Origin of the sequence: Pseudomonas sp. St386, assembly GCF_018325865.1 — a bacterium.
GTDB lineage: Bacteria > Pseudomonadota > Gammaproteobacteria > Pseudomonadales > Pseudomonadaceae > Aquipseudomonas > Aquipseudomonas brassicacearum.
This window is the reverse complement of sequence record NZ_AP021900.1, coordinates 4,521,783-4,547,517: the sequence shown is the minus strand read 5'-3', so window position 1 is coordinate 4,547,517 and position 25,735 is coordinate 4,521,783. Positions and strand designations below refer to the sequence as shown.

General features: G+C 57.2%; 25 protein-coding genes and 1 pseudogene. 20 read left to right on the top strand and 6 right to left on the bottom strand.

Features of this window, described 5'->3' with window-relative positions:
* The 7 genes from urtC (at position 1) to KI235_RS19915 (ending at position 6,515) form a co-directional block, all read left to right on the top strand.
* Positions 1–1,188: an urea ABC transporter permease subunit UrtC gene (gene urtC / locus KI235_RS19945; protein WP_212795262.1), complete on the top strand. Its 1,188-nt coding sequence runs from the start codon at positions 1–3 to the stop codon at positions 1,186–1,188.
* A complete protein-coding gene (gene urtD, locus KI235_RS19940) occupies positions 1,185–1,943 on the top strand; it encodes an urea ABC transporter ATP-binding protein UrtD (protein ID WP_003203582.1) in 759 nt (252 codons plus the stop codon). Before urtC ends, urtD begins: the two co-directional genes overlap by 4 nt.
* 10 nt (positions 1,944–1,953) lie before the next feature.
* Entirely contained in the window at positions 1,954–2,643 is a 690-nt protein-coding gene (gene urtE, locus KI235_RS19935; protein WP_003203579.1) for an urea ABC transporter ATP-binding subunit UrtE, read from the top strand.
* 153 nt (positions 2,644–2,796) lie between these two features.
* Positions 2,797–4,026 (top strand): formamidase, encoded by a 1,230-nt coding sequence (gene fmdA / locus KI235_RS19930; RefSeq protein ID WP_003203578.1) that lies wholly within the window; start codon positions 2,797–2,799, stop codon positions 4,024–4,026.
* Between the two features lie 36 nt (positions 4,027–4,062).
* Positions 4,063–4,410, top strand: a complete 348-nt coding sequence (locus KI235_RS19925) for a zinc ribbon domain-containing protein (protein WP_003203576.1) — start codon at positions 4,063–4,065, stop codon at positions 4,408–4,410.
* Between the two features lie 14 nt (positions 4,411–4,424).
* Positions 4,425–5,468, top strand: coding sequence for an aliphatic amidase (locus KI235_RS19920; protein WP_003203574.1), 1,044 nt, complete (start codon positions 4,425–4,427; stop codon positions 5,466–5,468).
* A 3-nt stretch (positions 5,469–5,471) separates the two neighbouring features.
* Complete coding sequence (locus KI235_RS19915) at positions 5,472–6,515, top strand: AAA family ATPase (RefSeq protein WP_003203572.1); 1,044 nt, start codon at positions 5,472–5,474, stop codon at positions 6,513–6,515.
* Positions 6,516–6,668: 153 nt separating this feature from the next.
* Here the strand turns inward: KI235_RS19915 and KI235_RS19910 are convergent, their stop codons facing one another.
* Complete coding sequence (locus KI235_RS19910; RefSeq protein WP_003203570.1) at positions 6,669–7,631, bottom strand: helix-turn-helix domain-containing protein; 963 nt, start codon at positions 7,629–7,631, stop codon at positions 6,669–6,671.
* Between the two features lie 95 nt (positions 7,632–7,726).
* Here KI235_RS19910 and KI235_RS19905 point away from each other — a divergent pair, with 95 nt between their 5' ends.
* The 6 genes from KI235_RS19905 to arsJ all read left to right on the top strand — a co-directional run bounded on the left by KI235_RS19905 (position 7,727) and on the right by arsJ (position 12,563).
* Positions 7,727–8,170: a tautomerase family protein gene (locus KI235_RS19905; protein WP_039012486.1), complete on the top strand. Its 444-nt coding sequence runs from the start codon at positions 7,727–7,729 to the stop codon at positions 8,168–8,170.
* Between the two features lie 90 nt (positions 8,171–8,260).
* On the top strand, positions 8,261–8,608 hold the full coding sequence (locus KI235_RS19900) for a metalloregulator ArsR/SmtB family transcription factor (protein ID WP_003203566.1): 348 nt from the start codon (positions 8,261–8,263) through the stop codon (positions 8,606–8,608).
* 36 nt (positions 8,609–8,644) lie between these two features.
* Positions 8,645–9,703, top strand: coding sequence for an NAD(P)/FAD-dependent oxidoreductase (locus tag KI235_RS19895; protein ID WP_027913016.1), 1,059 nt, complete (start codon positions 8,645–8,647; stop codon positions 9,701–9,703).
* Between the two features lie 133 nt (positions 9,704–9,836).
* Positions 9,837–10,217, top strand: a complete 381-nt coding sequence (locus KI235_RS19890) for a metalloregulator ArsR/SmtB family transcription factor (protein ID WP_003203561.1) — start codon at positions 9,837–9,839, stop codon at positions 10,215–10,217.
* A 111-nt stretch (positions 10,218–10,328) separates the two neighbouring features.
* Positions 10,329–11,333 (top strand): ArsJ-associated glyceraldehyde-3-phosphate dehydrogenase, encoded by a 1,005-nt coding sequence (locus tag KI235_RS19885; RefSeq protein WP_003203559.1) that lies wholly within the window; start codon positions 10,329–10,331, stop codon positions 11,331–11,333.
* Between the two features lie 9 nt (positions 11,334–11,342).
* Positions 11,343–12,563 (top strand): organoarsenical effux MFS transporter ArsJ, encoded by a 1,221-nt coding sequence (gene arsJ, locus KI235_RS19880; protein ID WP_003203557.1) that lies wholly within the window; start codon positions 11,343–11,345, stop codon positions 12,561–12,563.
* Between the two features lie 34 nt (positions 12,564–12,597).
* Here the strand turns inward: arsJ and KI235_RS19875 are convergent, their stop codons facing one another.
* The 3 genes from KI235_RS19875 to KI235_RS19865 all read right to left on the bottom strand — a co-directional run bounded on the left by KI235_RS19875 (position 12,598) and on the right by KI235_RS19865 (position 15,978).
* Positions 12,598–12,864, bottom strand: a complete 267-nt coding sequence (locus KI235_RS19875) for a thioredoxin family protein (RefSeq protein WP_013693766.1) — start codon at positions 12,862–12,864, stop codon at positions 12,598–12,600.
* 22 nt (positions 12,865–12,886) lie between these two features.
* Entirely contained in the window at positions 12,887–14,329 is a 1,443-nt protein-coding gene (locus KI235_RS19870) for a permease (protein WP_053162971.1), read from the bottom strand.
* A gap of 209 nt (positions 14,330–14,538) precedes the next feature.
* Complete coding sequence (locus KI235_RS19865; protein WP_033028203.1) at positions 14,539–15,978, bottom strand: hypothetical protein; 1,440 nt, start codon at positions 15,976–15,978, stop codon at positions 14,539–14,541.
* Between the two features lie 241 nt (positions 15,979–16,219).
* Here KI235_RS19865 and KI235_RS19860 point away from each other — a divergent pair.
* The 7 genes and pseudogenes from KI235_RS19860 to KI235_RS19830 all read left to right on the top strand — a co-directional run.
* Positions 16,220–16,378, top strand: a pseudogene (locus KI235_RS19860) (alcohol dehydrogenase catalytic domain-containing protein); the annotation flags it as partial.
* A 126-nt stretch (positions 16,379–16,504) separates the two neighbouring features.
* Positions 16,505–16,744: a YceK/YidQ family lipoprotein gene (locus tag KI235_RS19855; protein ID WP_003203548.1), complete on the top strand. Its 240-nt coding sequence runs from the start codon at positions 16,505–16,507 to the stop codon at positions 16,742–16,744.
* 117 nt (positions 16,745–16,861) lie between these two features.
* A complete protein-coding gene (locus KI235_RS19850) occupies positions 16,862–17,902 on the top strand; it encodes a zinc-dependent alcohol dehydrogenase family protein (protein ID WP_003203546.1) in 1,041 nt (346 codons plus the stop codon).
* Between the two features lie 403 nt (positions 17,903–18,305).
* Positions 18,306–19,157, top strand: a complete 852-nt coding sequence (locus KI235_RS19845) for an IclR family transcriptional regulator (protein ID WP_003203545.1) — start codon at positions 18,306–18,308, stop codon at positions 19,155–19,157.
* A gap of 127 nt (positions 19,158–19,284) precedes the next feature.
* On the top strand, positions 19,285–20,676 hold the full coding sequence (locus tag KI235_RS19840; protein ID WP_003203543.1) for an MFS transporter: 1,392 nt from the start codon (positions 19,285–19,287) through the stop codon (positions 20,674–20,676).
* A gap of 133 nt (positions 20,677–20,809) precedes the next feature.
* The gene (locus KI235_RS19835; RefSeq protein ID WP_003203542.1) at positions 20,810–21,739 is read left to right on the top strand and encodes a dihydrodipicolinate synthase family protein; all 930 of its coding nucleotides are present in this window, start codon (positions 20,810–20,812) and stop codon (positions 21,737–21,739) included.
* A 206-nt stretch (positions 21,740–21,945) separates the two neighbouring features.
* A complete protein-coding gene (locus KI235_RS19830; RefSeq protein ID WP_027913021.1) occupies positions 21,946–23,190 on the top strand; it encodes an OprD family porin in 1,245 nt (414 codons plus the stop codon).
* 35 nt (positions 23,191–23,225) lie between these two features.
* Here KI235_RS19830 and KI235_RS19825 read toward each other — a convergent pair whose 3' ends face one another.
* Complete coding sequence (locus KI235_RS19825) at positions 23,226–25,235, bottom strand: DKNYY domain-containing protein (RefSeq protein ID WP_003203538.1); 2,010 nt, start codon at positions 25,233–25,235, stop codon at positions 23,226–23,228.
* Positions 25,236–25,464: 229 nt separating this feature from the next.
* Positions 25,465–25,728 carry a hypothetical protein gene (locus KI235_RS19820; RefSeq protein ID WP_003203536.1) on the bottom strand — a complete coding sequence of 88 codons (264 nt, stop codon included), beginning with the start codon at positions 25,726–25,728 and terminating at the stop codon, positions 25,465–25,467.
* Positions 25,729–25,735: the final 7 nt, after the last annotated feature.

Sequence of the window (25,735 nt, the reverse complement as noted above, 5' to 3'; positions counted from 1 at the left end):
ATGAAGCTTTTAGACAAGATGCTGGCGGGCAAGCAGAACCTGTTGGGCGTGGGCCTGTTGGCGCTGCTGATTTTCGTGGTCTTCCCGCTGACCCTGGATGCCTTTCGCCTGAACATGGTGGGCAAGTACCTGACCTATGCCTTCGTCGCTGTCGGCCTGGTGTTGTGTTGGGGCTATGGCGGCATTCTCAGCCTCGGGCAGGGGGTGTTCTTCGGCGTCGGCGGCTACTGCATGGCGATGTTTCTCAAGCTCGAAGCCTCCGACCCGCAGAGCACCAAAATCCAGTCGACGCCGGGCATTCCGGATTTCATGGATTGGAACCAGATCACCGAACTGCCGTGGCTCTGGGTGCCGTTCCACAGCTTCAGCTTCACCCTGTTGGCGGTGATCCTGGTTCCGGTAGTGCTGGCCTTCATCATTGGCATGGCGCTGTTCAAGCGGCGGGTGGGGGATGTTTATTTCTCCATCGTCAGCCAGGCCATCGCGCTGATTCTCACGGTGCTGATCGTCGGCCAGCAGGGTCTGACCGGCGGGGTCAACGGCATCACCGATCTCAAGACGCTGCTCGGCTGGGACCTGCGCAGCGACAGCGCCAAGTTGCTTTTGTACTTCATTAACGCGGCTTTGCTGTTCGGCTGCATTTTCATCGGCCGTTTCGTCCTCGCGTCGAAGCTCGGGCGGCTGCTGATGGCGATGCGCGACAAAGAGGAGCGGGTGCGCTTCTCCGGTTATGACGTGGCCAGTTTCAAGATTTTCGTGTTCTGCATCGCCGCTGCCTTCTCGGCCATTGGCGGCGCCATGTTCGCCTTGCAGGTGGGCTTCATGTCGCCTTCGTTCGTCGGCATCGTGCCGTCCATCGAGATGGTGATCTTTGCCGCCGTCGGCGGGCGCATGTCGCTGCTCGGCGCGGTGTATGGGGCCTTGCTGGTGAACTACGGCAAGACCTATTTCTCCGAGTCCTTCCCCGAGCTATGGCTGTACCTGATGGGCGGGCTGTTCATTGCCGTGGTCATGTACTTTCCCAATGGCTTGGCCGGACTCTGGGACAGCCATGGCCGCCAGGCCCTTGGCCGTTTATTACGGCGTACCCCGCAGCAAGCCGCCGTTGCCGCGCCCCTGCCGGAGACGTCGCGCACTGCGCCGCCGACCCCGGCTCCTGAACGTCCTTCGCTGGAGACGCAGCCATGACCGCCGTGGGTTTTCAAATGAACAAGCCGGTGCTGGTTATCGAGGGGCTGACGGTGTCCTTCGACGGTTTCAAGGCCGTGGACAACCTCAACCTGTACATCGACCGCAATGAAGTGCGGGTGGTGATCGGGCCCAACGGCGCAGGCAAGACCACGGTACTCGACCTGATCTGTGGCAAGACCCGCGCCACCAGCGGCAGCATCCAGTTCGATGGAAAGGAACTGACCAAGATGCGCGAGTACAACATCGTCCGTGCCGGCGTCGGGCGCAAATTCCAGAACCCGTCGATCTACGAAAACCTCACGGTGTTCGAGAACCTGGAGATGTCCTACCCGGCGGGGCGCAAGGTGTTTGGCGCGTTGTTTTTCAAACGCAGTGCCGCGGTGATTGCCCGGGTTGAAGAGGTGGCGCGGGAGATCTTTCTCGGCGAACTGCTGCAGCAGCAGGCCGACCTGCTGTCCCACGGCCAGAAGCAGTGGCTGGAGATCGGCATGCTGCTGATGCAGAACCCTGACCTGTTGATGCTCGATGAACCGGTCGCCGGGATGAGCGTCAACGAGCGCGTACAGACTGCGGAACTGCTCAAGCGCATCAGCCAGGGACGCTCGGTGCTGGTGATCGAACACGACATGGAGTTCGTCAAGAGCATCGCCCATAAGGTCACGGTGCTGCATCAGGGCAAGGTCCTGGCCGAGGGCAGCATGGAGTCGGTGCAGAACAACCCGAAAGTCATCGAAGTCTATTTAGGCCATTGAGGAAGCAGGCATGTTCAACGTAGACAAGCTGTCCTGTGGTTACGGCCAGAGCCAGATCCTCCACGACCTCGACCTGGCCGTGGCCAAACGCGAAATCGTCGCCGTGATGGGACGCAACGGTATGGGCAAGACCACGCTGTTCAAGAGCTTGATGGGCATCCTTCCGCAGTGGCGGGGGCAGGTCTGCGTCGATGGCCAGGAAGTCTCGAACCTGGAAACCCACGAGCGGGTGGAGCACGGCATCGCCTATGTGCCTCAGGGGCGGATGATTTTTCCCAGCATGACGGTGTTGGAAAACATTCAGACCGGCCTGCCGGCATCGGCCCGGGGCCAGGTGCCCGAAGACCTTTATGCGTTGTTTCCGGTACTCCACGACATGCGCTCGCGCAAGGGTGGCAACCTTTCAGGCGGGCAACAGCAGCAACTGGCCATTGCCCGGGCGCTGGCGACCAATCCCAAGGTGTTGTTGCTCGATGAACCCACTGAGGGCATCCAGCCGTCGATCATCAAGGACATCGCCCGCACTTTGAAAGAGATCCGCCACCTGCGCGACCTGACCATTGTGGTCTCCGAGCAGGTGCTGTCATTCACCCTGGAAATCGCCGACCGCTTCCTGGTGATCGAGAAGGGTCGCTTCGTGATTGAGGAGACCCGCGACAAGGTCGACGAAGCCACCATCAGTCGCTATCTCTCCGTGTAGGCGCGATCGGGCGGCGCGATGGTTTATAGGCCCCTTTTGTAGCAGCTGGACAGCCAGCTCAAAGGGGTACGTCATCCAACGTATTGGCCGATTCGTGCCGCCATTCGAGACTGGTTCCAACGCGGTACATCCCTAATGTTCAGGAGCTTCGCCATGACCGATACCTTGATCAAAGTCGACCTCAACCAGCCCGCCACCGAGAACGAACAGATCCACAACCGCTGGCATCCGGACATTCCCATGGCCTGCTGGGTCAAGCCGGGGGATGATTTTATTCTCGAGACCTATGACTGGACCGCCGGCGCGATCAAGAACAACGACGACGCCTCGGATGTGCGTGACGTCGACCTGTCCACCGTGCACTACCTGTCCGGTCCGGTGGGCGTGCATGGCGCCGAGCCGGGGGATCTGCTGGTGGTCGACCTGCTGGACATCGGCGCCAAGGCCGAATCGATGTGGGGTTTCAACGGTTTCTTCTCGCGGCAGAACGGTGGCGGATTCCTCACGGATCACTTTCCCAGCGCACAGAAAGCCATCTGGGATTTCAAAGGCATGTTCACCAGCTCGCGGCACATTCCCGGGGTCAACTTTGCCGGCCTGATCCACCCCGGATTGATCGGTTGCCTGCCCGACCCGGTAATGCTCGGCGACTGGAACCGCCGCGAGCAGGAGCTGATCGACACCCACCCGACCCGCGTGCCGCCCTTGGCCAACGCGCCGCTGGCCGCCACCGCGCACATGGGCAAGCTCAAGGGCCAGGCCCGGGATGATGCTGCGGCCACCGGCGCACGCACCGTGCCACCGCGCGAACATGGCGGTAACTGCGATATCAAGGACCTGTCCCGGGGCTCGAAGATTTTCTTCCCGGTGTACGTCAAAGGCGCCGGGTTGTCGGTGGGGGATCTGCACTTCAGTCAGGGCGACGGCGAGATCACCTTTTGCGGTGCTATCGAGATGGCCGGCTGGGTGCATATGAAAGTCGAGCTGATCAAGGGCGGCATGGCTAAGTACGGGATCAAGAACCCGGTGTTCAAACCCAGCCCGATTATCCCGACCTACCAGAACTACCTGATCTTTGAAGGTATCTCGGTGGATGAAGCCGGAAAACAGCACTACCTGGACGTCAATATCGCGTATCGCCAGGCCTGTCTGAATGCGATCAACTACTTGACCAAGTTTGGTTATTCGCCCGCCCAAGGCTATGCACTGTTGGGCTCTGCGCCGGTGCAAGGGCATATCAGCGGCGTGGTCGACATCCCCAACGCCTGCGCGACCCTCTGGTTACCCACCGAAATCTTCGAGTTCGACATCAACCCCAACGCCAACGGCCCCATCAAACACCTCGACGGCAGTATCGATCTGCCGATTGCCCCGGACCTGTGAGACACGCCCGAGCTCGATCAATGTCTGGAGAGTGCCATGCCGACTTATGAGTACGAATGCCAAACCTGTGGCTCTTTCACAATGTTGCGGCCCATGGCCCAACGGCACGAGTCGTGCCAGTGCCCGTCTTGTGCGGGCCCAGGAGGGCGGTTGCTGTTGTCTGCGCCGGCACTGACGACGTTGTCGAGCAGTCAACGCCAGGCCATGGCGACCAACGAGCGAAGTGCCCACGTGCCGCAGACGCTTGGCGAGTACCAGCAGAACCGTCGTCATCCCAGTGGGTGCAGTTGTTGCGCACCGAGCAAACCGCTGGCCCCGACCAAAGAGAATCCACAGGGGCTCAAGAGTAAAACCGGCTCCAGACCTTGGATGATCAGCCATTAACAGAGGTAAATTTCATGCGTCATGGTGATATTTCCAGCAGCCCGGACACCGTGGGTGTCGCGGTCGTCAATTACAAAATGCCGCGGCTGCATACAAAAGCCGAGGTCATTGAAAACGCCCGCAAGATTGCCGACATCATCACCGGTATGAAAAGCGGTCTCCCCGGCATGGACCTGGTGGTGTTTCCTGAATACAGCACCATGGGCATCATGTACGACCACGATGAGATGATGGCGACTGCCGCCAGCATTCCAGGCGAAGAGACGGCGATCTTTTCCGCCGCGTGCCGTGCGGCTGACACGTGGGGGGTGTTTTCACTGACCGGTGAGCGGCATGAGGAACATCCCCACAAAGCCCCGTACAACACGTTGGTGTTGATCAATAACCAGGGCGAAATCGTCCAGAAGTACCGCAAGTGCATTCCCTGGTGCCCCATTGAAGGCTGGTATCCGGGTGACCGGACCTATGTCTGCGAGGGTCCCAAGGGCCTGCAAATCAGCTTGATCATTTGTGATGACGGCAACTACCCGGAGATCTGGCGCGACTGTGCAATGAAAGGAGCGGAGTTGATCGTCCGTTGCCAGGGCTATATGTACCCGGCCAAAGAGCAGCAGGTGATGATGTCCAAAAGCATGGCCTGGGCCAATAATTGCTATGTGGCAGTGGCCAATGCGGCCGGCTTCGATGGGGTTTATTCCTACTTTGGTCACTCGGCGATCATTGGCTTCGACGGTCGCACCCTGGGCGAATGCGGTGAAGAGGAAATGGGCATTCAGTACGCACAATTATCCGTTTCGCAAATCCGCGATGCGCGAGCGAACGACCAATCACAGAATCATTTGTTCAAGCTGCTGCATCGCGGTTACACCGGGGTCTACAACTCCGGGGATGGCGACAAGGGAGTGGCTGACTGCCCGTTCGACTTTTACCGCACCTGGGTACTGGACGCGCAGAAAGCCCGGGAAAACGTCGAAAAACTGACCCGTAGCACCGTCGGCGTGGCTCATTGCCCGGTGGGAGAGATTCCCCACGACGGTAAAGAAAAACACGCAGGCTAAACCATGCCTTTCGTGAACGATCGCATCGACCCAAACCACCCACAGCCCAGCCTGACCAGCGCATCACCGGCAGCAGATTTGTTGACCTCACGCTTCGCCTTCAATCCCGCCCAAGTCATGGCGTTGTTGCGCAGTCGAATTGTCGGCCAAGAACAAGCCATGAGCGCGGTCGAGGCGTTGCTGAACGTGGTTAAGGTCGATATTGGTGAACGTGAGAGGCCGTTGACGGTGAGCCTGTTCATGGGGCCGACCGGTGTCGGCAAGACCGAAATCGTCCGTCTGCTGGCACTGGCCATACACGGTCGCGCCGATGCTTTTTGTCGCATCGACATGCACACCTTGGCCCAGGAGCATTACTCGGCGGCGCTCACCGGAGCGCCACCTGGTTATGTGGGGAGTAAAGAGGGCGTCAGTCTGTTCAATAGCGAATTGATTCAAGGCACCTACAGTCGCCCAGGCATCGTGCTGTTCGATGAACTGGAAAAGGCCAGCAAGGAAGTGGTGCGCAGCTTGTTGGGCATTCTTGAGAACGGCCAGCTGACCTTGGCGGGCGGTAGCCGAACGCTGGATTTTCGCAATAGCCTGATCTTCATGACCAGCAACATTGGAGCCCGGCAAGCGACCACCTACAGGGAACGTTTTTCACGCGGTTGGCGGCGCTGGCTCGGCATCGCCCCACAAGGTGAGCAGGCTATGTTGGAGCTAGCGTTGCACGCCTGGTTCGAACCGGAATTTCTAAACCGTATTGATCGCATCCTGGTTTTCCAACGCATCGAAAGCCAATGGCTGGAAGCGTTGTTGCAGATCGAACTGAACAAACTCAACCAACGGCTCGGTCAGCATCGACGTACGCTGGTCCTGGACGTTGCGGCAAGCGACTGGCTGTGCCGAAAGCATGACCCACGCTTCGGTGCTCGGGCCCTGACAAGGCGAGTGCGGGTCGAGCTGGAGCCTGCCATCGCTGAGTGTCTGCTGGCTTATCCGCAGGCAATGCAGATGACTGCGACGGTCGAATCAAACAGGCTCACGGTTGTGCCATTGTCGTAAGAGACGGCACCGGATTGCGGTCTGATGCTATAGCCTCGGGAATCGCTGTCGCACTACGCTGGGTGACGATGCGCATCACTCAGTGTGTTGGCTTTTACAGCGTCGGGTTTTTTCATGTCTGCGATTTTCGCTTTTGAAAGTTAAAACTGGATCTTACTGGCGCAGTTGTCTTGGGGATGCGTTCAACAGGCGGCGCATAAGTCGCCGCAGGGCCGTGGCATCCTGGTATCCCACCTGCTCGGCGATGGATTCAACGGAGTGTCTGCTGGTTTCCAGTAGCACGCGGGCCCTGTTCAGCTGCACACGCTGGATCAAATATTGGGTTGAAAGGCCGGTTGCTTTTCGAAGGTGCCGGGACAGCGTTCGCTCAGACATGCCCACGTACGCCGCAAGGCTCGGAACGCTAGGAGGATGGGGCAGACAGGCTTCTATATAGGCGGTGAGGTTGGCGACCAGTGTATTACCCCGGGCCATGATCGCTGGGTTGATGAATGGGGATTGCAACTGTCGGCCGTCGAGTAGAAGAGCCTTGCCCACATAGTCGGCGAGCGTCGGGGACAGGCGCCTGCGCAGCAGGTGCAGCATCAGGTCAGTTTGCGCGAAGGCTGCGCCAGCGGTCGTCAAGGGGGGATCGCAAAGCACCATGACGTTGGGGTCGACAATGCAGTCAGGCGCAATGCTCGACAGCCAAGGGGCGAGCCACCAGGAGGTCGTTACCTTTCGACCGTCCAGTAATCCTGCGGCATGCAGGAGAAAGACAGCCGAGCACGAGGCGGCAATCTCCTTGCCTTCATTCACATGTGCCCTCAGCGCTGGCAGTGCCTGAAGTACCCAGTCTTCTTCAAGACGCTGCAGCAGCGCGTCGAAGTCGCTGATGCCAAGGCCCGGAATGACCCAGCAGGAGTTGTCCTCGACGTCTGTCGTCAGTTCGTCGACCAACAGTTGCATGCCTTGCCCTAGCGTAATCAGCCCTGGCTGCGGCCCGCAAACTCGCCAGCGTGGCACGGCGAGGCCTTGGCGCTGCGCAAGTGTCGCGGCGGTGCCGAGGATGTCCAGGGTGGCCGCCACGCTTGAGGCGAACGACTCGGGAAAGACTAGAACAGTGAAATCGTACATTGTCCGATTATGCCCGAAAGAAGGCGAATCGGTCACTTATGGAGTGGAGAGATAACTGGCCCAATGGCGCTTCCAATTAACAGTGAGGTTTTGCCATGCCAAACATCTTGATCAAGGTGCCTACGGGAGCTTTCAATCAGCCACAGCGCCAACAGTTGCTTCGAAGCGTGAGCGACGTGGCAATACTTAATGAACACATGGGCGATACCCCTCAGCAGCGTGCTTTGTGCTGGGTACTCATTGAGGAAATTCAGGCCGATGAATGGCTGTGTGGAGGCGTTGCTCTTCATGTCAGGGTCGTTCCATGCATTGTCATCGTCAAGGTGCCTGCCGGCGTTCTTGATGCACCGATGCGCCAGCGCTACGTACGTGAATTGCATTGCGCAATACAGTCGAGCCTGGCAACGGAGGATCAGCGCCAGTTGCTGACCTCAATACAGATCCAGGAAGTTGTCGATGGCACTTGGGGGGCGAACGGTGATATTTGGCATTTGGCCGACTTCACCCGTGCGGCCGGGTACGGACATCTCACTCCCTAGGCTATAGGCCTTCCAGAAAGTGCAATGCTTGGGGACCGTCTCATTGCAGAGTGTTGACGCGTGCATAAGCATGCACATATAGTCGGTTGCATGACTGATCGAATCCTTCACCGAACCCGCGCAATTGACGCTGCCATCGAGTCTCTCGATGGCGCTTTCTTCAAGGCACTTTGTGAGCCTTCGCGTGTCGCTGTGCTCAAGCGTGTGATGCAACTGGGGCGCGCCGATATCGGCGAGATTGCGCAAGGATTGCCCCAGGAGCGTTCAGTTGTTTCCCGACATCTGCAAATGCTGTTAGAGGCAGGTATTGTCCGCGGCACCAAGGTCAGCAGGCAGATGTTCTACGAGGTGGACGGTCCGGCGGTGGTGGCACGCCTCGAAGCCATTCTTGAGCATATGAAAAGCCTGGCCCCGTTCTGTTGCCCAGGTACGTCCTGATTTTTTTTGTCTTTTAGTGTGCATGAGTGTGCATATATGAATGTAATAAATGAAGTCATGGATGTCATCGTAATTGGCGCTGGCCAGGCAGGATTAGCCTGTGGTTGGTATTTGCAGCAGCACAACCTCAGGTTCCTGATTCTGGATGCCGAGCGATCTGCGGGAGGGAATTGGCGCAATTACTACGACAGCCTGAAGCTTTTTTCTCCAGCGGCTTACTCGTCATTGCCGGGCATGCGCTTCCCGGCGGAACCTGATCATTACCCACTTCGTGATGATGTCGTGCGCTATCTGGAGGACTATGCAAAGGCATTCAACTTGCCAGTTCGTCAGTCCACCCGCGTACAGCATGTACGCAGAGAGCACGGGCTGTTTCGGCTTCAAACGGACGATGGGGAAGATTTTTGTTCCAAGGCGCTGATCGTCTGCACGGGTGGATTCAATCAGCCTTTCATTCCAGATATTCAAGGGCTTCAGGGTTTTCTCGGGCGCAGTTTGCACAGCGCGCAATATCGAAATGCCGATGGCTTTGGTGGGCAGCGAGTGGTTGTGGTCGGTGCTGCAAACTCGGCTGTTCAAATCGCTTATGAACTGGCTCATGTGGGCAAAGTCGTGCTGGCGAGCAGGGAGCCGATTCGGTTTTTTCCGCAGAAGATACTCGGCCTGGATTTTCATGCGTGGCTGAAGTGGTCAGGGTTGGAAAAGACTCGTTGGTTGAGCGATCAAAGTACGCCGGTGCTCGATGACGGGATCTATCGTCGAGCCCTTGAGCAAAAGCTTTTCGAGCGCAAGCCGATGTTCGAGGCGATAACACCAACCGGCGTGATCTGGGCTGATGGGCAGCACACTGAGGTGGATAGTTTGGTGTTTGCTACAGGATTTCGCCCGAACCTGGAGTTTTTGAGCGGGTTGGAATGCGCAGGCAATGAATATTGGGCTCATCGTAACGGGCAGGCGAAGCATCTGCCTGGGCTGTATTTCGTCGGTCTGCCGAAACAACGGAATTTTGCTTCAGCGACACTTAGAGGTGTCGGCCAGGATGCGGCCTACATCATGCCCAGCTTGATGCGATTTGTTCGCGATGTGCCTGTTTAGCGGGCAACTTTCGAGTTTTTCCGAAGGGAGGGGTTTATCTATTATTCGTAAAACCATATATTCGAAAAACCGTATATTAGTCGAGGCTTCACAATGACCAGCAAAGCCCGTGTTCTGTCCGCTGAGAATCGATATGGCTGACCATCTGACACCGACCACTGTTTTCAAATGTCTGGCAGATGACACCCGCGTGCGCACCATGCTGCTCATCACTAGTGAAGGAGAGCTTTGTGTTTGCGAGCTGACCTGCGCGTTGAACGAGAGTCAGCCAAAAATCTCCAGGCACCTGGCGCAGTTGCGCACTTGCGGCCTGCTTTCGGACCGTCGGCAAGGCCAATGGGTGTATTACCGACTGCACCCGAATCTCCCCGATTGGGTTCATCAAGTGCTGACCACTACGCTGGAAAGCAACAAGTTCTGGTTAAGCCCTGATGCCAAACGCCTTGATGAAATGGGTGACCGCCCTGAGCGTGCAGCCGTGTGCTGTGAAAGGCAGACCGCCTCATTACGCTGATTGGCACGCTGTAGCCTCAGGAACAATGATCATGAGTAACAGGAGCCCTCCCTCCTGTATCGGCTAGTTCGACAACCAGTCGAACGCCCACTGACAACAGAGCACAACAACATGACTATCAAAGTTGGCATCAATGGATTTGGTCGTATCGGTCGCCTCGCTCTGCGGGCTGCCTGGAGTTGGCCTGAGTTCGAATTCGTGCAGATCAACGATCCAGCGGGTGACGCGGCGACTCATGCACACTTGATCAACTTCGATTCGGTGCATGGCCGTTGGAACAACGAAGCCCGCGCCGAAGGCGATAGTGTCGTCATCGACAATAAGCGGATCAAAGTCACGGCCAACAAGGCGATTGCCGACACAGATTGGTCGGGCTGCGATCTGGTGATTGAAGCCAGCGGCAAGATGAAAACCGTCGCGGTGCTGCAGGCTTACCTGGACCAGGGGGTCAAGCGTGTGGTGGTGTGCGCGCCGGTGAAGGAAAAAGGCGCGTTGAACGTCGTCATGGGCGTCAACCAGCACCTGTTCGACCCGGCGCAGCACCGTATCGTCACCGCTGCCTCTTGCACTACTAATTGCCTGGCCCCAGTCGTGAAAGTCATCCACGAAAAGCTGGGTATTCGTCACGGTTCGATCACCACCATTCACGACCTGACCAACACCCAGAGCATTCTCGATCAGCCACACAAGGATCTGCGTCGTGCGCGGGCCTGCGGCATGAGCCTGATTCCAACCAGTACCGGCTCGGCCACCGCCATTGCCGAAATCTTCCCGGAGCTGCGTGGGCGCCTGAATGGTCACGCCGTACGTGTGCCGCTGGCCAATGCGTCGCTGACTGATTGTGTCTTTGAAGTCGAACGGGCCACCACCGTCGAAGAGGTCAATCAGTTGCTCAAGGACGCTGCCGAGAATGAGCTCAAAGACATACTCGGTTTCGAGGAGCGCCCGCTGGTATCCATCGACTACCGTACCGACCCGCGTTCATCGATCATCGATGCGCTGTCGACCATGGTCATCAACGGCACCCAGGTCAAACTTTACGCCTGGTATGACAACGAGTGGGGCTATGCCAATCGCACAGTCGAACTGGCCAAAATGGTCGGTCTGGCAGTCTGAGGAGCGGCTATGAAAGCGTTGTTCGCCCTCGCTCCGCAAGTGCGGCAGTACCTGCTCGTGACGGGCAACTACTGGGCCTTCACCCTCACCGACGGCGCTTTGCGCATGTTGGTGGTGCTGCACTTTCACGCCTTGGGCTACAGCCCGCTGCAAATCGCGGCGTTGTTTCTGTTCTATGAACTCTTTGGTGTGATTACCAACCTGGTGGGTGGTTATCTTGGCGCTCGGCTTGGCCTGAACCGAACCATGAACATCGGGCTGGGGCTCCAGGTCGCGGCGCTGCTAATGCTGACGGTGCCGGTAGCCTGGCTGAGCATCCCATGGGTGATGGCTGCTCAGGCACTTTCGGGAATTGCCAAAGACCTGAACAAGATGAGCGCCAAAAGCTCCATCAAACTTCTGGTTCCCGATGGGCAACAGGGCAAGCTCTACAAGTGGGTGGCGATCCTCACCGGTTCGAAGAACGCACTCAAGGGTGTCGGCTTCTTTCTTGGCGCAGCTTTGCTGGCATGGGTCGGTTTCAAAGGCGCGTTGCTGACCATGGCGGGGGGGCTGGCGTTGATTTGGATCAGTAGCCTGATCCTGTTGAAGAAGGACCTGGGCAAGGCCAAAGCCAAGCCCAAGTTTCGTGACATCCTGTCCAAGAGCCGGGCGATCAACATCCTTTCTGCGGCGCGGATGTTCCTGTTCGGCGCCCGCGATGTCTGGTTCGTGGTGGCCTTGCCGGTGTACCTGAGCAGCGTGTTTGGCTGGGACTTCTGGAAGGTTGGCGGCTTCCTGGCGGCCTGGGTGATTGGCTACGGCATCGTCCAGTCGTTCGCGCCCAACATCACTGGAAAGAAACGAGGTCACGTGCCGGATGGTCGTGCGGCGTTTCTGTGGGCACTTGCACTGGCGGGTCTGCCCGCGGCCATTGCGCTCGGTCTGGACACCGGGCTGTCGCAACAAATGGTGCTGTTGGGTGGACTGATGGTTTTCGGTGCTTTGTTCGCCGTGAATTCGTCGCTGCACAGCTACCTGATCGTGTCCTACGCCAAGGAAGACGGCGTGTCGCTGGATGTGGGGTTTTATTACATGTCGAACGCCATGGGGCGCTTGATCGGCACCGTGCTCTCTGGCTGGATTTACCAGGTGTTTGGATTGGGCGCATGCCTTTGGATATCAAGCGCATTCGTGTTGCTGGCCGCCTTGATTTCCATCGCTTTACCCAGGCATGCCGAGGCGATATGAAGCTGCCAGGCAGGACGGCATGAACCTTATCGGGCTACGTGCATGTGGAGGAATTGGCAGCGCCCGCCGTCGAAATCCAGCCCTGAATATCCGCAACCGTCGGAATTTTCCCGCTGCTGACAACCTTCTCGTTGATCACCAGAGCCGGCGTGGAGAGGATGTCATAAGTCATCATCTTGCCCATGTCAGTGATCTTTTCGAATTCGGCCTGGATATTAAGATTCTGCGCAGCTTGACGGGCTACGGCCTCCAGTTTCTTGCAGTTGGCGCATCCTGAACCGAGGATTTTGATGTTCAGCATTGGAAGCTCCCTGATGTGAAAGTCAGCTTGCTGTTTGTTGACGCTGAGAACGGATCAACTGGCAGATTGCAGCGGTTATGGCCAGCGCGACCGCCACCCCTGCAGCAAGGGTGCGCCAGCCGGTGCCATCGACCCAGGCACCGTAGAGCAGGCCTGCCACGATGCTGAACGACGCGACTAACCCAACGTAGGCGGCGGTCTTCTTGCGACCAATCACAGCCACCACCATGAGCATGCTCTGCAAGCTAAGTTCAGGATCTGCCATCAGATAGGCCAGGAGCGGGCCAGGATGCATACCAAGATCGAGGAACATGCGGGCGACGGGCACTTCTACCAAGGTGGGGAAGTACATGAACACGCCGAACCCTACTGCTATGGCATTGGCGAGCACGGAATTGCTGCCTGCAAGGCTTTCAATCCACTCGGGTTGAATAACCTGGCGAACCATGCCGACGATGAATACACCCACCACCAGCACAATAAATATCTGCTTGACGAAGCGCCAGGCTTCCCACAGCCAGCCTTGCCAGTCTTCGGCTGGCAGTTTTCGGGCAAAGTACCAAACAGACAATAGGGCCAGTGCGACACCGAATACTCGACCCGTGAAGATGAAAACCAACATGCCAGGTTCTGGCGTCAGGCGCATCGAGGCGATCAGCAAAGTACTGGCGGTCAGGCCCAGTGCAACCCATGTCCAGCTGTTGGCACCTTCGGTGATGTTATCCAGACCACGCTTGGCCGTGGCGGCAATCATCAGGAGCAGGGCGATGAGTACAGACCCTTGCAAGCTCACGCCTTCTTCTCCTTTGCTGGCGTCATATGGTACCCAGTCAAACAGGGTGTCCTGCCACGCCTGGGCCCAGAAAAGCGGGACTTTGATACTGATCAGGCCTGCGGTCAGGGGCCACAGTCTCAAGGTGCCCGCTATCAGCAGGGCCACCAGAGATAGGAGAATGCCCAGGGCAGGTCCGGAAATGCTGGCCTTCTCTGCGAACAGGGCATCTGCCTGTGCATCGTGGGTCAGGTCGTCTTTCCAGAATAGAGTCGCCATTATCAAGCCAATACCGATGCCGAAGATCAGGCAGAGAATCAAACGGGCAATTGCAAACTCTGCTCCCAGAATGTTGCCGGTATAGGCGAGGGCCATGATATTTCCTGCCGGGGCAAAAAACAGAAAGGTGATCGCCGGGCCGATACCCGCGCCTTTGCGGTAAACGCCCGCGAACAAAGGAACAATGGTGCATGAGCAGACGGCAATCAGTGACCCGGCCAGTGCCGCCGCAGGGTAGGAAACATAGACAGGTGCATGCCGACCCAGCCAGTGAGTGATGCTGGCTTTGGGAATAAGTGCTGCCATGGCCCCGGCAATGAAAAACGCTGGCAACAGACAAAGTAGGACGTGGGCTGCCAAGTAGGAAGCCAGACTGCCAGCTCCACCATTGATTAGCTTAAGCAAAAGGTCCATGGCAAACCCTGGAACATGACCATTAAAAGCCAGGCTCCAAGGTATTTGTTGTGCGCTGAACGGGCTTGACGTAGATCAGTTGCATGCTGAAAAACTTTACGTGATTCGCTAGACCACTGCACGGCGCGGCCCAGCGCAAAGCAAATCATCGCCAGGAAAACCGTCAGTATCCACTTTCATCCTGCAGGCCGAGTCGACTGTCTTTGCTTTCAACGCACCAGTGCCGAAGGGTTTTCCTGCAGCAGCACCGAGTTGTGCAGGGTAGCAAGCGCTTCCTTCAACATGGATTGTTCCTGCGCATCCTGGGACTTCTTGCTTTGCTTGGCGGCGTATTCCAGCAATACCAAGTGACTGCGGCTGGTTGAAGCTTCCTTCGGCACCACTGTCTCTTCAACCATTTTGCCCAGGACGTACTGCTGTGTCCGTGTGCCCTGGCTGGCGTTTTGCGTGACAGAGGCCCTGGTCAGTCGGCCGTCCTTGTAGGCGAGGCTGGCCGAGCTGCTGGCCTTGTCATTCACTTCTACGTAGAGATAGTTCTGCGAGTCGGTAGTTGTGCCTAGCACGGGGGCTTTCCCGCCCTTCAGGCTCTTGTGGTAACTGGCCGCTAGACTCGATTGCTGGACTTGATCGACGCTGCGATTGCTCATTATGGAACCTGCAACGACAGTTTTTTGCGACAGGGTATAAGCAAAGCTATCGACTTCAGACAGGCGCATCGGGTTGGACGCGTTGTTGGTTTGTTTGATGGACGCCTCGAAGTCTGCCAGCCCAGTCAGCAGGCCTTTGTCCGTCGCGTTACGGGTCAGTGGCTGTGACGGGGTAGCGCCCTGTGGATAGTGGCTGTTCATGGCGCTGAAGGCGTCCTTGAACATCTCCATCAGGGCAGCCTTGGCGTTGCCACGCTCCTGTACTCGCTCAAGCTGGGCGAGGTAGCTGTTCAGGGCGTTGGCCTGTTGCTTGGCATCGCCCAGGATTGCGCTGTTCTTCAGATCCACGCTCAGGTTCAATTCGCCATCCGGACCACTCATTTGCGTGGTGCGGCTCTGGCTGTCGGCGCGGTAGGCAAGGATCAGGTCCTCACCGTCCACGCCCTTGAGCTTGGCGTTCAGATCAATGGATGCCAATACGCTGGAGTCGAACTGCGTCAGCTTGCCCAGGTCGAGCTTGGGAGGCACGGCGGTCAACCCGTCGACAGCGGCCTGGAAGGCACTGCCCAGAACGCCAATCGCCTTGAGTTCGTCCTCGCTCAGCGGGCCACCGTCTACCGTGGCTTGAACGCCAAGTCCATCGTCCTGGCTGGTCAGGCTGAAGGTGACCGTCTTGCCGCTGGCGGTCTTGATGCTGAGGCTGATCAGGTTATCGGCTTTATTGTGCAGCAGCGTCTGTTCGGATTTTATCTCGGCGGCGTTGTGAGCCTTGTCCGCGGTGGTATGGAGCACTGACTGGGAAATGCTCGAACCGCTCTTGGCGAACTGCTCTACCAAGGCTGCACCCAGGCCGTGGAAGCGGTTGGCGATCGACAGCGATTTGGGGTTGATTCCCATGACGTTAGTGACAGCGTCCTGACCTGCCTTTTCCCAAACACGAACAGTCTCCTGGCCGGGCAGTTGCCCGAGTCGGGAATAGGTCTGTGATTCGATATCGGCCACGGGGTTGCCCAGGCTGACGATTGCCGCTGGTCGAGCCGGCAAGACATCAGCGCTCTCTATCACTGTTGCAGGCGATGCCGCGACGGCAGAGCGAGTCGGGATCTGGATGGGAATGGCAGGGCTGATCGGGGATAGGGTAGTCATGACAGTCCGTGTCGAAGGAGCAAAGTTACGTTCAATGTAGTGAATACACCGTCCGATTGAAAGCGTGGACGCTGAGATAAGTGGCAGAAAGCCATCCGGCGTGGTTGTTCAGGTCCTTGGCATGGGCGCATGCCGAAGCGACTGGCATGGCTGGAAAGGTCATGATCCTGACATTCAGTTGCCCCATGTGCCCGGTCACGAATTGGCAAGGATAGTGGCGGAGGTGGGGAGGGATGTCACTCGGTGGAAGCTTGGACGTCGACGGCTGACCTCAAAGGATCCTTCTTTGCGCTGGGTTTAAGGCCATCTTGATATGAAGGGTGACTCGCTTTTAGCGAAAGCGTCTATCCAGCTCTTCGCAAAGAAGTAATAAGGACATTACGTGCTACAAAAAGTGATTCTGCTGATTCTGATCGCCAGCTTGAGCGGCTGCATGGCCACCGCGATGCGGATGGATTACGACAAACACCGATGCCCCTATATCGGCCTGCGGTTTGACTGGTGGCTGGTGGGCACGTCCAAGGGGAAGCTGATCCCATTCTTGCTTATCGACGCGCCGTTTTCATTGGTGGTCGATACCGTATTCTTCCCCTTCGAATACCAGTACAGCTGCAACCTCTAAGAGACAGGGATTTTTACGCGTCGGGGATTTGTGGTTACTGTTGGCGTTGGTTCGCGGCCAGGCCCGTCCGCGAACCCGGATTCAGGCATAGCGCTTTTCTAAAGTAGAGGGATCCTCATGAAAGCCGTAGTTTACGAAGCCTTTTCCCAACCCCCGCGTTTGATGACTGTCGAAGACCCGACCGCCGAGCGTCACGGTGTGGTGGTTCAGGTCCTTGGCACGGGCGTCTGTCGAAGCGACTGGCATGGCTGGAAAGGTCATGATCCTGACATCCGGCTGCCCCACGTGCCCGGTCACGAATTGGCAGGGATCGTGGCGGAGGTGGGTCGGGATGTCACTCGGTGGAAGGTGGGCGATCGCGTCACCGTGCCTTTTGTCGGTGGCTGTGGGGCGTGCCCGGAATGCAATAGCGGCAACCAGCAGGTGTGCCACAGCCAGTTTCAGCCGGGCTTCACCCATTGGGGTTCTTTCGCCGAGTACGTGGGGATTCACAAGGCGGATTTGAATCTGGTCGCGCTGCCTGAAAACATGGATTTCGCCACGGCGGCGAGCCTGGGCTGTCGGTTCGTCACCTCGTTCCGCGCGGTTGTCGATCAAGGCAAGGTCTCGGCGGGCCAATGGGTGGCGGTTCATGGCTGTGGCGGTGTGGGGTTGTCCGCGGTAATGATCGCCAACGCTATCGGGGCGAACGTCATCGCCATCGATATCTGCGACGACAAGCTCAAGCTTGCCCAGTCGCTTGGTGCCGTTGCGACGGTCAACGCAAGCCGCGTGGCGGATGTGACCGAGGCGGTACTCGAGATTACGAAGGGCGGCGCTCATGTTTCGCTGGATGCCCTGGGCCATCCAACGACCTGCTTCAACTCCATCAATAATCTGAGACGGCGCGGCAGGCACGTCCAGGTCGGTTTGATGCTGGCGGACCAGAGCACGCCGGCAATCCCCATGAGCAAGGTCATTGCCTACGAGCTGGAGATCTGTGGCAGCCATGGCATGCAGGCTCACCGTTACGGCGCGATGATGGAGATGATCACGTCTGGCAAGCTGGCGCCTGAAAAACTGGTGGGCAAGACCATCAGCCTCGAACAATCAATTGATGCGCTCATGAACATGGATCGGTTTGACACGGCAGGGGTGACGGTCGTGACGGAGTTCTAAGTGGTAACGACGACGTTCTCCACTATCAACTGCGCTCGAGCGCAGGAATGCAGGCAATTCGTTGCCTGCATCTCAGCGGGGGAAGGTAGGGCTCCTAAACCGGACGTTTAAGCTCCAGATGTAAAATATATTCTCATCTGTCATCCGCGCGCCTTTGCAAGCACATCGTATTAGGACGGTGATTGTTCAGGTCGACGAGCGCTCAATACTTACTTATCGAAAACGTCTCGCTGCCAGGGCCTGAGGGCTGAATGGCGGGGGACGATCTATCCCATATATCAAAAATACATATAAACAATAAAAAATTGTCCCAATAGATATAGGACAAGGCGCCGCCAAAATAATATCCTAATTGAAAGAAAATAATTTCGCAATCCGAAAAAATCAAAAAAGAGCGAAAAAAATGATCAAGACTCCAAAGCATTCAGAAGGCAGCTCCGATCCGATCCAGGGTTGGGACGAAAAGAAGGCTCGAAGCACCGTTCAATCCTTGGCCAAGGGGTTTCGCGTACTGGAATCGTTCACTGCCGAAAACGATGAGTTGACCTTGAGTCAGATCGCTGCGACGGCCGATCTTGATCCTGGTACGACCTTCCGCATGCTCAACACGTTGGTAGATTTGGGGTATGTCTCCAGAATTCCGGAAAGCCGTCGTTTTGCGTTGACGCTCAAGGTGCTGGATCTGGGCTTTCATGCTATAGCCCGGACTGATTTGCGCAGCATTGTGCGACCTATCCTCCGAAGCCTGGTCAGTGAAACCAGCGAGGCTGCCAGCTTTGCCGTCCTGCAGGGCGCCGATGTGCTCTACCTGGAGCGGGTGCGGGCGGGCATCACCCGATTGGGCGTGGATATCCGCATCGGCACCACGGTGCCTGCAACCCAGACGGCCATCGGCCAGTCGATCCTTGCCTTCCTGCCGGAGCATCAGGTGCAGAAAGTCCAAGAACTCACCCCCACGACGCCATTCATCATGAAGCCACACGCCCTGGAGCGTCCGCTGTCGGAGTTGCTTGGGCAAATTCGCGACAATGGCTTCGTGTTGACTGAATCCCTGTTCACCGAGGGATTGAGAATTCTCGCGGTCCCCGTGCTGGACATCGACGGATATCCAGTGGGAGCGATCAGCATTGCCGCCCCTTCAGTCCGGTGTACGGCGGACGAGCTTAAAAGCCGCGCACTGAGCTCTACCCTGGAAGCTGCCAAGGATATTGGCAAGGCACTGGAGGCCAATGGAAGTATCGGTTCGAACTTCTAAAAGCTAGTCATGATTACACGGGCTCACGCTAAAGCCCGTTAGTTACTCAATGAACTTCAAGCATTGTGAAATTCACAACGCTCGCACCTGCACGCCCCGACAATATTGAAAATAAGAAGGAAGTGCCATGTTGATGCAAAACTTAGAAACAGAACCTGTGACTGAAGGGCTTAAAAGCCAAGCGAATATCAGTGCGAGACTTGAACGTTTGCCTATTACCCGGCAGGTCTTCTGGGCCAGGAATATTATTGGTGCCGCCACATTCTTTGATGGTTATACAGTCATCGCGATTGCCTATGCGATGCCGGTATTGGCCAAGGAGTGGAACCTGACCGCGACCCAGATCGGCATGATTTTATCGTTCGGTTACCTGGGCCAGTTGTTGGGTGCGGTGTTCTTTGGTTGGTTGGCTGAACGTATCGGGCGGATGAAAGTGCTGACGTTCACCATTCTTCTATTCGTTGCCATGGATGTGGCCTGTCTGTTCGCCTGGAGCGCCGGCTCCATGATCCTGTTTCGCTTCTTGCAAGGCATCGGCACGGGAGGCGAGGTGCCGGTCGCCAGCGCTTATGTCAACGAACTGATTGGTTCGAAAAAACGCGGCAAGTTTTTTCTGCTCTATGAAGTCATGTTTCTGCTCGGTCTGGTAGGCGCGGGAATCATTGGTTACCTGCTGGTACCGATCTACGGCTGGAAAGCCATGTTCGCCGTAGGCCTTGTCCCTGCCACGATTTTGATCCCGCTGCGCTTCTTTCTCTTCGAGTCGCCACGCTGGCTGGCCTCTAAAGGTCGATTGCAAGAGGCTGATCGCATTGTGACGCGCCTGGAAAACAGCGTCTTGAAAGCCGGCAAGCAACTTGCGCCCGCCGTGGAAGTGCCTCAGATAGCAAGACCTGGCGCTACTCAAGGTTGGCGTGAGCTGTTCCATGGCATGTATTTCAAACGGTCCATGGTCATCTGGGCAATGTGGTTTGGTGCCTACATGGTTGCCAATGGCTTGATCACCTGGTTACCAACGCTTTATCGCCAACATTTCAATCTGCCCCTGGACACCAGTTTGGCTTACGGCTTTATCACGTCGGGGGCTGGCGTGGTTGCCGCCGTCATCTGCGCCTTGTTGATCGACAGGTTCGGTCGCCGCCGCTGGTATATGGGGGCCCTGTTTCTGGCTGCAATTCCCTTGTCGGTCCTGGCGCTGACCGGTGCGACGTCACCCTTGCAGATCCTGCTCTTGGCCGGCCTCGGGTACGCACTGGTGCAAACCGTTACATTCTCACTTTATCTGTACTCGGCAGAGCTTTATCCCACGCGCCTGCGTGCATTGGGTACCGGACTGGGCAGTGCCTGGTTGCGCTTGGGGTCCGCCACGGGGCCGTTGGTGGTGGGTCTGACAGTAACCAATGTCGGTGCGCATTATGTGTTTGGCATATTCGCAGTGATATTAATCATCACCGGTTGTGTCACTGCATTGTTTGCTGTTGAAACCAAGGGGCGAATACTGGAGGAACTTTCGCCTTGATAAGTGTTACGCCGGATCATTGATTAATTAGCTGCACACGTAATCTCCAATAAACCCCAAGTGATACTTGATTGTATTGCTTGCGTTCCTGCACGCGTCAGTTGCGGACACTTAGTAAACCAGAGGAAATAAAATGAGTACTAAGAACACGATTGATCTCAAAGGCCTGGTACCGGCTCCAGTCACTCCGTTTACCCGCGACGGCAAGGTCGACCATGATGCGATCCAGAAGCTTGGTTCCTGGTTGGGTAGCTTCGATGGCGTCAAGGGCTTGGTGGTGCTGGGGCACGCAGGAGAGGGCACGTTCCTCACCCAAGCCGAGCAGGCCTCGGTGATTCAGAGCTTCAAGGAATCGGTAGGCGGGCGGATCCCGATCATTGCTGGCATTACGGGGGAAGGCACCCAAGTGGCAGCCGAAGAAGCCCAGCGTGCCGTTGACGCAGGCGCCAGCGCGGGCTTGGTTTATCCCTCTCATGGCTGGCTGCGTTTTGGCTACCAGAAGGGGGCCGCACAGGACCGTTATCGGGCGATCTATGAGCACAGCGGTCTGCCACTGATTCTGTTCCAGTACCCGGATGTGACCAAAGCCACCTATGACCTGGAAACTCAGTTGGAAATCGCCAAGCAGCCAGGGGTTTTCGCCATGAAGAACGGCGTACGCAACATGCGCCGTTGGGACACTGAGATCCCGGTGGTACGTCGTGAGGTTCCGGACCTGCAGATCCTCACCTGCCATGACGAATACCTGTTGCACACCATGTTCGATGTGGACGGGGCATTGGTGGGCTACGGCAGCCTGACGCCTGAGCCGTTGATCGAGTTGATCGCCGCCGGCAAGCGCAGGGATTATCCGGCCGCTCGTGCCATCCATGACAAATTGCTGCCAGTCACCCGCAACGTTTACCACCGTGGCTCCCACATGGAAGGCACGGTGGCGCTCAAGCATGGCCTGGTAGCGCGCGGGATTCTGGATCACGCCACGGTGCGTTCGCCGTTGCTGCCACTGGCGGAAGGCGCTGATCGCGAAATCGCCGACGCCTTGCGCTCCGCAGGTCTGATCTGACCCGAGGAGGGGCGCTAACCAGGCGCCCCTCCTGCTGTGCCTGGCCGAACAGGGTTCCGTGATCTCGGGCCCTTTTTGGTCCATTCGCACCTACTGAAATATCCGATCCAACCATCGATCAGCTCCATCCCTCCGGCGATTCGACAAGTCGTTTCCCGAGGGAGAGCAGACCGCGTGTGCCCTTCAATAACAACAACAGGGGAATCATGGTCGTGAAAACAATAACGCTGCGTCTCGCTGGCATTTTACTGTGTGTCGGATTGCTGTCGCCTGGGGTGTTCGCCCAAGGTTTGGTTGAGGACAGCAAGGCAACGCTGACCTTCAGAAACTTCTTCTTCGAACGTCATTTCACTGCGCCTGATGCCGCACAGGGCCAGGCACGGGAATGGACACAGAGCTTTATTTTCGATCTTCGATCCGGCTTTACCTCAGGTACCGTTGGCGTGGGTGCCGATGTATTGGGCAAGTACGCCGTCAAGCTGGACGGTGGGGCGGGACGTTACGGCGCGTTGTTATTGCCCAAGGACGGTGATGGGGACCCGGCGGGCAGCTTTGGCCGGCTTGGGGTTGCCCTTAAAGCGAAAATTTCCGCCACCGAATTGAAAGTGGGCGAATGGATGCCCAACCTGCCGATTATCACCGCCGACGACTTCCGAGCGTTGCCACAAACGTTCGAAGGGACGCAGTTGTCTTCGCAGGATGTGAAGTACTGGACGCTTTTCGCTGGGCAATTCAACAAAACCAGTTTGCGTAATGATTCATCCATGGAGGACCTGGCTTTCGGTAGCGCTCATAGCGATGCGTTCAACTATCTAGGAGCCGACTACCGCCCAGCCTCTAAAAGCACCACATTGCGTTTATGGAGCGGGCAGTTAAAGGACATCTACCAGCAGCAATATGTCGGTCTGAACCAGCGCTGGTCGTTATCCCCGAGCGTCACCTTGAACACTAACCTGGGTTATTTCTGGGGCAAGGACGACGGCGCAGCCAAGGCTGGTCGTTTGGATAATCGAACGGCGTCATTGGTGATCGGCCTGGGCATTGATCAGCATACATTCAGTCTTGGTTGGCAACAGGTCAGCGGTGAGACTGGCTGGATGAGAGTCTCCGGTACTGGGGGCATCTACCTGGCGAACAATACTTTCAACCATGCCTTTGACAACCCGGGGGAGCGATCCTGGCAGTTACGTTACGACCTGGATTTCGCTGGTTATGGCGTTCCGGGGTTGTCATTGATGACCCGCTATGTCCACGGTGACGACGTAAGGTTACAACGCGTCGATGATGGTTCGGAGTGGGTGCGTGAGAGTGAGCTTGGGTATGTGGTTCAGAGCGGTCGGCTGAAAAATCTGGCTTTGCGTTGGCGCAATGCAAGTGTGCGCCGTGGATTCAACAGTGCGGATTACGATGAGAATCGTGTGATCATCAGTTATCCCTTGGGCTTTCTTTAAAAAAATTTTTACAGCGGTCGCTGATGGAGAGGTCGTCATCGATGGCCGAGCGATTCCCGATAATGCGCTTCGTCGACTTCGGTCAGGGTTGCATAACCGTCGTAGTGATAGATTCGATGTTGGTCACGGGCGTAGCGGTCATTCAGGAATTGGAGGGTCGTCAGGTCGATCCGCTTGGCGCTCAGCGGGCGTCGGTGGCAGAACAACTTGCGCGTGCCCAGTTGCAGGAAGTCGGGATGGGGCACGCGGACTTCATCAGGGTCGAATGCCACATCCAGTGGCTTGCCCTCCGAGAGAATCAGGCTAGGGCTGATGGCATAGGTGCCGAGAATGCGGGTGTCCGAGGGATGTAGCCGCTTTTTCGCCTCGCCGTAGTAATACACCGCATCCCGATCCTTGGCCCAACCATGACCGCAGGATTCGAACGTGGCCGCTTGCGCCTTACGAATCGGTTCCGGGACGTGGTAAAAAATCCGGTGACAGAACACGGTCTTACCGTCAGTCAGGTAGGGCGCACCCAGTGAGCGGAAATGCTCCGCGGGCTCCTGGGAAAATCGTTCAGGTACCTCGGATTCGGCGTTATGAAACGGGATCAGATACAAACCCTGGGCATCGCCGCACAGGTGCGTGTCCAGCAGTTTGAAACTTGCCGCGTCCAGCCCGTTGATCACGCGTCCACGGAAATACACCTGGCGGCCCAGCTCGAAACCCTGGCCGATGGCACGCAAGGGCAGGGTTTCTGCAGGCGTTTGCGATGTTTCAGGCAGGGCCTGTAGGCGGTGCCACCAATAGTCCTTCAACTGCGGATGGGCTTCGAAGTAAGGAGCCCATGCCTCTTGCATGGCCGCATCGATGATGCCGCCAGAACCCAGCGGGCCGTGCTTGTCACCGACCAGCACGGGCGCGTAATCCTGGTCATTACGATAGAGCTGGGTCACTACGAAGCTTTCCACGTCGACATCAAGGCGTTTCTGGCGTCTGTAGACGTGCTGATGATCACGGTAATAGTCGAACCCCAAGTGGCGAAAACTCGGACCATGGGCATCACGCAAGCGGGTTCCGGCGGCGTAGACGAATGTGTCGTCCACGGCAAAATAATCATGCTCGCGTTCGCTGGCGCTGACCACGCTGCCGCACTCATCAAACACTGGCTGCCAGCATTTGAGCAGGTGGAAATCGCCAACGTAGCGAATGCTCTTGCCGGTCAGGTAATAGGCGCGGTGCCGGTCTTTGGCGTAGCGTTCGTTAAGCACGGTGAAGGTCGCCAGGTCGGCATTGTCGATGCGGTAGAAGTATTCATATGAAATGCTCGACCCTTGCTGCGCTTGCACGATGATCGATTGCCCATCGGTGCCCCAGCGATGGGCGAGCATCTGGAAGTCGTCGGGGTTTGCGATCGGCAGCGGCGTGCCGTCCTTCTGATGCAGGGGCTTGAAGCCCTTGTAGACCTGATCGTCGATCACTCGATAGGAAGGGTGGTTGCAATAGCGCACCCGCGCCGTGGCGCTGGCGATAAATAGCCCTTGCAGAAAGATATTCACTCCGTCGCTGAACAGGGCAGAGGCTGACGTCACCGAGGCTGGCGACGCTGGCAACAGGGCCAGGCTGTCGGGTCGTGCCTCGGGGATTCGGCTGATCGCGTAGTCGCCAAACCAATAGGCGCCGGTTGCGTCGCGCCAGTACTGGTGGCCGAGGCTTTCCAGGCCGTTGTCGAAGCGAAACGGCAGGGCCTGCAGCGCGTGGTAGCCGTGGCGCTCCCGGTAGGCTGGAAGCAGGTAGTAATCACGCAGGGCGTCGCGCAAGACCCAATGGTTGCGTCGATGTCGCCAAACCGGCTGATCGGCCAGCAAGGGCGAGGGCGGATAACGCCCAGCACTGGCAGATTGTGCTATCGCGCTGGGGTATGCACCTTCGGGGTTGAGCATGATGTACACATCAGGCACTTGCCCGTCGCCCAGCAGCACACCGTCGACGAAGGCGAAACCTTGATGCCATTCAAGTTGCAGCGGCTCCCAGTCAGCCTTATCCGTCCCTGTGATTGTCATGTTATTGCGAACTGCTCTCCAGGGAGGTGGAACGCCAAGGCAATGATCGCCGCTGCCACACTCAGAAAATGAACTTGAACAGCGCAATCACCACGATCAGGCCAATCAGGAAAATGATGCCTACGGTACCGCCAAGGAATTTCAACATAAAAACGCTCTCATCGGATGGGCTTAATCGTCTAGACCGCTACCGATATCGCTCGTTTCGTTGAATATTCATGCGTGGTGATCAATGAACCGCAAAGGATCTGGGCACTGGCACATGCTCGAATTTGGAAATGGTCTTGATCCAGTAGCGGCGATAGTCCGTCTGGTCCGGCGCCAGCGGTTTGTGGCTGGACCAAGGATGTTTCTCCTTCAGGCTGGCGCGGTACGCTTCCCATTCTTTCTGCTCGGCCACTTCCCGGGCTTTGCTCCGGTCGTCGAACCAGCCCAGAACGTAAGCTTCGCCCTGGTCCGTGCCGTGCGCTATCAGCAAATAAATCTCTGTCATGACTGAC